Raw genomic sequence first — 7,310 nt, forward strand, 5'->3', positions numbered from 1 at the left:
TTTATTCAGCTGAATGATTGATATCTTGTAATGGTTGAGATAAGCGCTCAGGATGTCTTGGTATCACCCCTTTATACTGAGCATAAATTTTTGGTAAATCCGCTTCGATATCACCACTAGGATAAACCAACGACATAAAGCGTATTTCTTTGGTTTTGTAATCCATCGCTACTGGCAAAATAGGTACACCAGCACCCACTGCTAAATAATAGAAGCCTGATTTCCAAGTTTCAGTATATTGACGAGTACCTTCTGGTGCTAAACCCAAAAATAGTGGCTTGCCGGTTTTGAACTTATCAATACTGGCCTGTAATACTGAGCCTTTATCACTACGATCAATGGGAATCACCCCTATCCAGCTTAATAGCTGAGCAAATACGGGCACTTTAAATAACGTATGCTTACCCATAATACTGATTTTCAAATCTAGGGCAAATAAACTGGGTATCGCATAAACCCCATCAATATTCGAAGTATGCGGCAGCGCTAAAACCACGGCTTGTGAAATATTTGGAATCTCTCCAACCGTACGCCAACCCGCAGCTTTTAGCATAGCTGAGGCAATCACTGGCGCAATTTTATTACCGCGTTTCGGGACTAAACTACCCAGCTGCTTTCTACTAAGCTTGGGCAATATTTTAGAGTTTATAGACTGAGAAGCAGCAGCTTTTGAGCGATTAAATAACTTTGATGTCATGACGGCACCACATAATAAAAGATACCTACATAATAACATTAAGCTTATACAACTAAATTGAATTTTATAGGCTTTTATTGCTTGCTAGCTTACCGGTTTATAAACTTATATAAATATATAGCTATTGACGGACATACCCATCAAGCCCATTAGGATATGTCAGCCAAATTGCCTTTATTCTCAAGCCAAACCTTGCGATCAGCAGCACGTTTTTTAGCCAACAGCATATCCATCACGCTATTAGTCAACACCATGTCATCCATATCTAGCTGAACTAAACGCCGAGTATCACGGTTCATGGTCGTCTCACGTAACTGCTCTGCACTCATTTCACCCAAGCCTTTAAAGCGTGTGATTTGCGCTTTTTTATTACCTAGTACATTGGCTAAGATATGTGCAAGCTCTGGCTCATCTAATGCATAGTGCACCTCTTTGCCCACATCCACTCGGTACAATGGTGGCATAGCAACAAATAAATGACCTGCATCTACTAGCGCAGGGAAATGCTTCACAAACAAAGCGCAGATCAGCGTCGCAATGTGCAGGCCATCAGAATCCGCATCCGCTAAGATACAGACTTTGTCATAACGCAGCTCAGACAAATCATCAGAGGCAGGATCGACACCGATAGCAATAGCGATATCATGAATCTCTTGACTCGATAACACCGTATCTGATGACACTTCCCAAGTGTTTAAAATCTTACCACGCAGCGGTAATATCGCCTGATAATGACGGTCACGTGCTTGCTTCGCACTACCGCCTGCAGAATCCCCTTCTACCAAAAACAGCTCAGCACCATCACGCAAATCACCGCGACAATCTGCCAACTTACCCGGCAACGCAGGACCTTGAGTGATCTTTTTACGCGCGACTTTTTTCGCAGATTTAAGACGACGTCCTGCTTTATTAATGGCCAGCTCTGCGATTTGAGTACCCATATCAGCATGCTGGTTTAACCACAGACTAAAGGCATCTTTTGCCAGCGTTTGTACTGCGCCTGCTGCCTCACGACTTGATAAACGTTCCTTAGTTTGACCTGAAAACTGTGGCTCAGAAAATTTAAGCGACAGGATATAGTTTACCCCATCCCAGACATCTTCTGCCGTTAGCTTGACACTCCGTGGTAGCAAATTATGAATATCGCAAAACTCACGCAATGCCTCTAAGATACCCGTTCGCAAACCATTGACGTGCGTACCGCCCTGAGCCGTCGGGATAAGGTTCACATAACTTTCTTGAATCGGCGTGCCACCATCAGGCAACCAAGACAAGGCAAAGGTAATAGCAGCACGTTCGCCCGCTTTCGCATCGTAATTATAATAGAACGGTGCTTCAGGTAAGGTTTCTAAACCATCTAACTGTTCGCTTAGATATTCGACCACTCCGTCAGTAAACTGCCAAACCACCTTTTCATTATTAATATCATCGACAAATTCAATCGTCAGCCCAGCTGCCAGCACCGCTTTGGCTTTTAGATTGTGCTTGAGCTGCTTGACATTAAATTTAGGCGTATCAAAAAAGCGACCATCTGCCCAAAAATGTACTCTGGTACCACGTTTGCGTTTGTTTGAGCTGACTGCTTCAGTCAACGGCGTCACTGGTGCGCCATTTTCAAACGCCATATCAAACTGTGTACTATCACGCCATACCGTCACCTCAACACGTGTTGATAACGCATTGACGACAGAGATACCCACACCATGCAGACCGCCTGACACTTCATAATTAGAAGTCGAAAACTTCCCACCAGCATGCAAACGGGTCAAAATCAGCTCAATGCCCGATTGATTAAACTCAGGATGAATATCAGTCGGCATACCGCGCCCATCATCCTCAACTGACAATGAGCCATCACTATGGAGCTGCACCTTGATGGTTTTAGCATAACCCGCCAACGCTTCATCAACTGAGTTATCAATAACCTCTTGCGCCAGATGGTTCGGGCGCGTGGTATCGGTATACATACCTGGACGACGACGTACTGGCTCAAGCCCTTCTAAAACTTCTAACGATTGCGCATTATATTGACTCACAAATGCATCCTTAACTATTCATGTTCGATTAATTCTATTAAACCATTATAACGAAAAATTGCGACGTTAAGGCTAATAGTCAATCGCTCACGTCAGATAATGTCGCCTATTTTTTGGGTATTTAATGATGTAGTAATCGCCTTAATTGTTCAATAATCTTTGGTAGTTGTTCAGCGAAGTCACTAAACCTGTGATCGCCACCCGCTTGTAAAATAACCGTACTCCCTTGCTCTTGATAAAAGGCTTTAGACAATTCAGGATTTAATAACTCATCGCCTTCTTTGATAAATACCGCAATTTTTTTAGGATAATGAATTTCTGATAACTGATGATCTGCAAACCATTGCAAATCCGCAGAAGTAATAACCCAACCGCCAGTGGTCGTATAGAGAATTTGATTCTTTGGCAATTCATCTTCGCCTTGACCTTCATCACTATCGTTATTTAGCAGTAAGTCATGAGCAAAGCGCTGTAATGTCACATGTGGCTGAGTACTAGGATTTAATAGTAAAGCCGCACAGCCTGTATGATTGCTTACCAAGGTGGAGAAATAGCCCCCTAATGAGCTGCCAACAAGTACGGTTTCATCTTCTCTATTGAGTTCGGTTACCAATCTTGCCAACTGCTCAAAGACTTTCTCAGGAGCACTATTCAGGTCTGGGCGATATACGTTAATATCAGGATGATGACGCTGGCAGTATCTTTCTAATAGTATTCCCTTGGTAGAGTTCGCATCACTGTCCAGTCCATGGATATAAATCAAGTTCACGTATCATCTCACTTATTAATTTTGTTATGATTATCTTATATAGGCTAGTGACGCTAAGCATAGCACCCGCTAAACAAAAATAATAACAATAAAACGGCACACCATTAGTCAGCATTTGCGACATAATAATATTTTCATAATAGTTTTATGCAAGTCAAAGGAATGACAATAATAGCAATGGAGTCGCCATGAACCAACAGTTTGAGCTGTTTGAGATTGCCAATCCATGTATTGGTCTTTGCCAAAGCAATAAAAAAGGCTATTGCTTTGGTTGCCTGCGCAGTCGAACGGAGCGGCAGCGATGGCATGATATGACGACAGAGCAGCAACGCGAGGTGCTAAGGCTTATCGCAGGACGTAAGCTGCGTATCGAGCAGATGCGGCAGCTTAAAGGGCAACAGTTGGGATTTGATTTTGATAAAGTGGTTGAAGTTGGTGAGTTGTTTTGAAAAACATAGATTAAATAATAATTCCTATTATTCTTGCGCTAATTTAATGATTTTTATATCGCATTTACAGCTTTTAATGCCCAAACAATCACGTCCTCTTTCTCTAATTGAAGTTGACGACCTAATTCAAAATTAGGGCACATAAAAAACACAAACCTCAACTTGGCATCAGTTGCTAGTACTTTATTTATATCTTTCTTAAGCTTTTGATTACTTGTTGGAGCCACTGCAGCGAAAACCTCAGCAGCTAAGCCACCACATTCAGACTCAATATCAGATCCTGGAGCAGTTCCTAGATTAAGTCGGAATGGAGCTAGTTCTGGATATTCAGTAAATAGAACTTCCAATGCGTAAAACGATGATAGATAAGTGAAAGACTGATTAATCTGTTCAATGATATTGAGTGGACGGTTAGAGTCTAAAGGATCAAAACCTATACCACCAAACTTCATCTTTGAAAAAAGCGTTTTTGAAGGGGTTGAAGTAATGTTAGAGCTAATCTGTAGTAAAGTCTTATCCATTGATTCATACAACTTCTGCTTAAGTTGTTCAAGCTCATTGATATCATTTACTGTAAAAGATTTGGGCATGTATTTACTACCTTCACAATTTCATATTTCATCAAAATGAAAAAATGAGTGATTGAAATTGCTGTGAATTAATAATTTAAATATATTGTTCTTATTCAAAATCTCTCGATTCATAATCATCACCTCTTAAATCTCTTAAGCACCCTCTGACTAATCCTACATGAGTGTAGAAAACTCCCTTTTGTAATCTTTCGATACTCAAGTCATCAATATCTCCCTCATGGAGTTCACTAACAACTCTTTCTTTATCTTCACGAAGCTGTTCAGATAAGTGTTTTTCAATCATTTCTATAAACCCAGCTACATCAGTTATTCCATTAGCTACCAATTCTGCAAAAAGTTCTGAGTAATCTTCATTACCAAACTCCTTATTAGCTTTTGGAAGCAACCTATCACACAATACTTCAAGTACATCAACATTGAACTCTTTTTCTTCATCCATCTGAGCAATATATTTTTCGCGTTCAAAAAGAACTCTTTCAAACTCGAGATCCACTGTTTCTAACAATGCAGAAACACGATTAATTGAACGCCTTACAGGCATTGGTACATTATTCTCTTGTTTGTATTGAAGCTTGTGGGAAGCTACCGCCCAAATATGTTGAGATAAAGTTCTTACTTGTACCTCAGCTTTATAAGAACCTAAACCAACAAGTGTAGGAACTTTCAACCAATCCTCGGGAATCTTAATACTATAGTGTGTAGATTGATAACCAAACTGGTCACTATCTAAACGTCTAGATACATCTTCTTCATCAACCACACTGAAATATTTTCTGATTAAATCGCAAGTCTTATCAATATCCGATTTGAACAGGACGATGATTCTGATACCTATAAAATCATCGAAATCTGTAATACACTGTATAGACTTACCTTTACGCTTTGTTTTTTCTTCTACTGACTGTATAGATTTCATTCTGCTTTCTATCTGAGTTCCTAACGTAATTTCATTCTTTTCAATTAAATTACTTAGTTGCTCAATAATAGTGGCCATAAACCTCTGAGCATGTGGTCTATGACTTTCATAATTCATTTTTAAGAAATCTAAATCCATAAACTCTCAACCTTAAATTTAGTACGATGACTTACTTCATATAAGACTAGCAACAATAACTCAAATCAACAATCTTAATTAAAGAAATTATCAAATTCCAGCCAAAGAAAATCCCCCAACGAGTTAACGTGGGGGATTTTCTAGAACAGAGAGCTGACGATAACCTACTCTCACATGGACGAATCCACACTACCATTAGCGCTACGATGTTTCACTTCTGGGATCAGGTGGGGCCATCGCGCTATTGTCGTCAGCAAAGGGGGTTAGATATGAGTCTGTTGTTTTTATTGTTGACTATAAGTGTTTAGTTTATAGTCGATCAACTTGTAACCTAACTGAATCAAGGTTAAAGGTGATATCGAAATATTCTTTACTTATTGAATCTTTAAATACCATTCTCTGCTGTAGAAATTTTTGTCTCAATTGATAAATAGCAGCAAGAAGACCTAAAAAAGTCATATATAAAGCTAAAGAATCTATATTCATATCTAACTCCTGAAAAATAAAGCCTGATGCAAACAACTTATCATGACTATATTTTAAATGGCCTCAGATCTATCTCTTCAAAATCACATACTGCTTTTATAGTGGAGTCTTGGCTTAATCGATTTAGATACACTGCCAAGTTAGTATAGTGCATCGGTGATTTCTCTAATACTAATGACCACTCCGCCAACATAAATAAAAAATAGTCACATGCAGATAGTTTTTCACCAAGTAAGAAATCATTAGAATCAAGTTGACTGTCTATTATAGACAATGCCTCTCCAATACGATCATCTTGGGCAGAGATGATATTGGGTATATTGCTCTCATCGTTAGTGTGGCGATGTGGATAATAACGAACCATCAATTCCGCTTGTAATGTGTTGTTTAAGAATGCGAGCCACTGAAAAAACAATGGTCGTTTAGGGTCACCAATTGCCGGTATTAACTCATACTCTGGATATGATTCACAAATATGAATACAAATGGCAGGGCTTTCAAAGATTGGCTGCTCGTCATCAACCAGCGTTGGAATACGTCCAGCAGGATTTAGCTTCAAATAGTCAGCTGATTGGTGAGTGTTACGCTCTCTTTCAACCAATACTAACTCATAATCCGCTTTCACATGATGAAGTAAAAAATGTGGTGCTAAACTGGCATTATTTGGATAATAGTAAAGTTTAAACAAAACAGACTCCATTCTAGAGTTGACTAATACCTAGCGTTGGCTCATATCATTAACGAGTTGTTATCTTATTAGCTGATGATGCATCATAACAATATTTTGATGAACTAATCTTCCATCTGCCATTTATCATCTACCCAAACTGCGTCACTATCGTCCAAATGCACATGCCATTCTGCATCAGTGACTGCCAATCGAACTTCAGTCAGACACTCTAGCCAATGATTAATGCTATACATCAAAACCTCTAAATCCATGCTAGACGGCATTTTTGTAGAGCCTGCTAATATGACTTCTGACTCACTATCATCATAGGCATAAAGGTCAAAAGACTCCGCCTCTTCTGCATACTCAAAGGTGTCATTATACTTATCAATGATAAGCGCAATATCCTCTTGCTCCTGCTCAGTTAAAAGCGTCGTACGCTCAGCTGTATAGTAAAGTGAAACGCCCATGATATGCTCCTAAAGATAAGAATAATGATAAATAATATCACACTGGCACTTTTTTGTAGGCAAAGAAAAACCCCCTGTGACATAAG

At 39.4% G+C, this 7,310-nt stretch carries 9 protein-coding genes and 1 rRNA gene; 1 reads left to right on the forward strand and 9 read right to left on the reverse strand.

Annotation, left to right across the window (positions count from 1 at the left end; genetic code table 11):
* Window position 1: 1 nt before the first annotated feature.
* From INT03_RS01400 to INT03_RS01410, 3 genes are all read right to left on the reverse strand, one after another.
* Window positions 2-697: a lysophospholipid acyltransferase family protein gene (locus tag INT03_RS01400; RefSeq protein WP_226950331.1), complete on the reverse strand. Its 696-nt coding sequence runs from the start codon at window positions 695-697 to the stop codon at window positions 2-4.
* Between the two features lie 149 nt (window positions 698-846).
* Entirely contained in the window at window positions 847-2,733 is a 1,887-nt protein-coding gene (gene parE, locus INT03_RS01405) for a DNA topoisomerase IV subunit B (RefSeq protein ID WP_193007275.1), read from the reverse strand.
* A 121-nt stretch (window positions 2,734-2,854) separates the two neighbouring features.
* Window positions 2,855-3,502, reverse strand: a complete 648-nt coding sequence (locus tag INT03_RS01410) for a YqiA/YcfP family alpha/beta fold hydrolase (RefSeq protein WP_193007276.1) — start codon at window positions 3,500-3,502, stop codon at window positions 2,855-2,857.
* Between the two features lie 188 nt (window positions 3,503-3,690).
* Between INT03_RS01410 and INT03_RS01415 the strand changes: the two genes are divergently transcribed.
* A complete protein-coding gene (locus tag INT03_RS01415) occupies window positions 3,691-3,951 on the forward strand; it encodes a DUF1289 domain-containing protein (RefSeq protein WP_193007277.1) in 261 nt (86 codons plus the stop codon).
* Window positions 3,952-4,004: 53 nt separating this feature from the next.
* On the opposite strand, the gene INT03_RS01420 is transcribed toward INT03_RS01415, so the two are convergent.
* The 6 genes from INT03_RS01420 to INT03_RS01445 form a co-directional block, all read right to left on the reverse strand.
* Complete coding sequence (locus tag INT03_RS01420; protein ID WP_193007278.1) at window positions 4,005-4,541, reverse strand: hypothetical protein; 537 nt, start codon at window positions 4,539-4,541, stop codon at window positions 4,005-4,007.
* A gap of 91 nt (window positions 4,542-4,632) precedes the next feature.
* Window positions 4,633-5,598: a GTP pyrophosphokinase family protein gene (locus INT03_RS01425; RefSeq protein WP_193007279.1), complete on the reverse strand. Its 966-nt coding sequence runs from the start codon at window positions 5,596-5,598 to the stop codon at window positions 4,633-4,635.
* A 151-nt stretch (window positions 5,599-5,749) separates the two neighbouring features.
* Window positions 5,750-5,853: ribosomal RNA gene (gene rrf, locus INT03_RS01430) — 5S ribosomal RNA — on the reverse strand.
* 54 nt (window positions 5,854-5,907) lie between these two features.
* The gene (locus tag INT03_RS01435) at window positions 5,908-6,084 is read right to left on the reverse strand and encodes a hypothetical protein (RefSeq protein WP_193007280.1); all 177 of its coding nucleotides are present in this window, start codon (window positions 6,082-6,084) and stop codon (window positions 5,908-5,910) included.
* A gap of 46 nt (window positions 6,085-6,130) precedes the next feature.
* On the reverse strand, window positions 6,131-6,772 hold the full coding sequence (locus tag INT03_RS01440; RefSeq protein ID WP_193007281.1) for a glutathione S-transferase family protein: 642 nt from the start codon (window positions 6,770-6,772) through the stop codon (window positions 6,131-6,133).
* A 104-nt stretch (window positions 6,773-6,876) separates the two neighbouring features.
* Entirely contained in the window at window positions 6,877-7,224 is a 348-nt protein-coding gene (locus tag INT03_RS01445) for a hypothetical protein (RefSeq protein WP_193007282.1), read from the reverse strand.
* Window positions 7,225-7,310 lie beyond the last annotated feature (86 nt).

The sequence above is a fragment of the Psychrobacter sp. PG1 genome (assembly GCF_014897815.1).
Classification (GTDB): domain Bacteria; phylum Pseudomonadota; class Gammaproteobacteria; order Pseudomonadales; family Moraxellaceae; genus Psychrobacter.

Coding starts and splice junctions, on each gene's coding strand:
- INT03_RS01425 (WP_193007279.1), bottom strand. CDS start 5,598: ATGGATTTAGATTTCTTAAAAATGAATTATGAAAGTCATAGACCACAT.
- INT03_RS01435 (WP_193007280.1), bottom strand. CDS start 6,084: ATGAATATAGATTCTTTAGCTTTATATATGACTTTTTTAGGTCTTCTT.
- INT03_RS01420 (WP_193007278.1), bottom strand. CDS start 4,541: ATGCCCAAATCTTTTACAGTAAATGATATCAATGAGCTTGAACAACTT.
- INT03_RS01400 (WP_226950331.1), bottom strand. CDS start 697: ATGACATCAAAGTTATTTAATCGCTCAAAAGCTGCTGCTTCTCAGTCT.
- INT03_RS01445 (WP_193007282.1), bottom strand. CDS start 7,224: ATGGGCGTTTCACTTTACTATACAGCTGAGCGTACGACGCTTTTAACT.
- INT03_RS01415 (WP_193007277.1), top strand. CDS start 3,691: ATGAACCAACAGTTTGAGCTGTTTGAGATTGCCAATCCATGTATTGGT.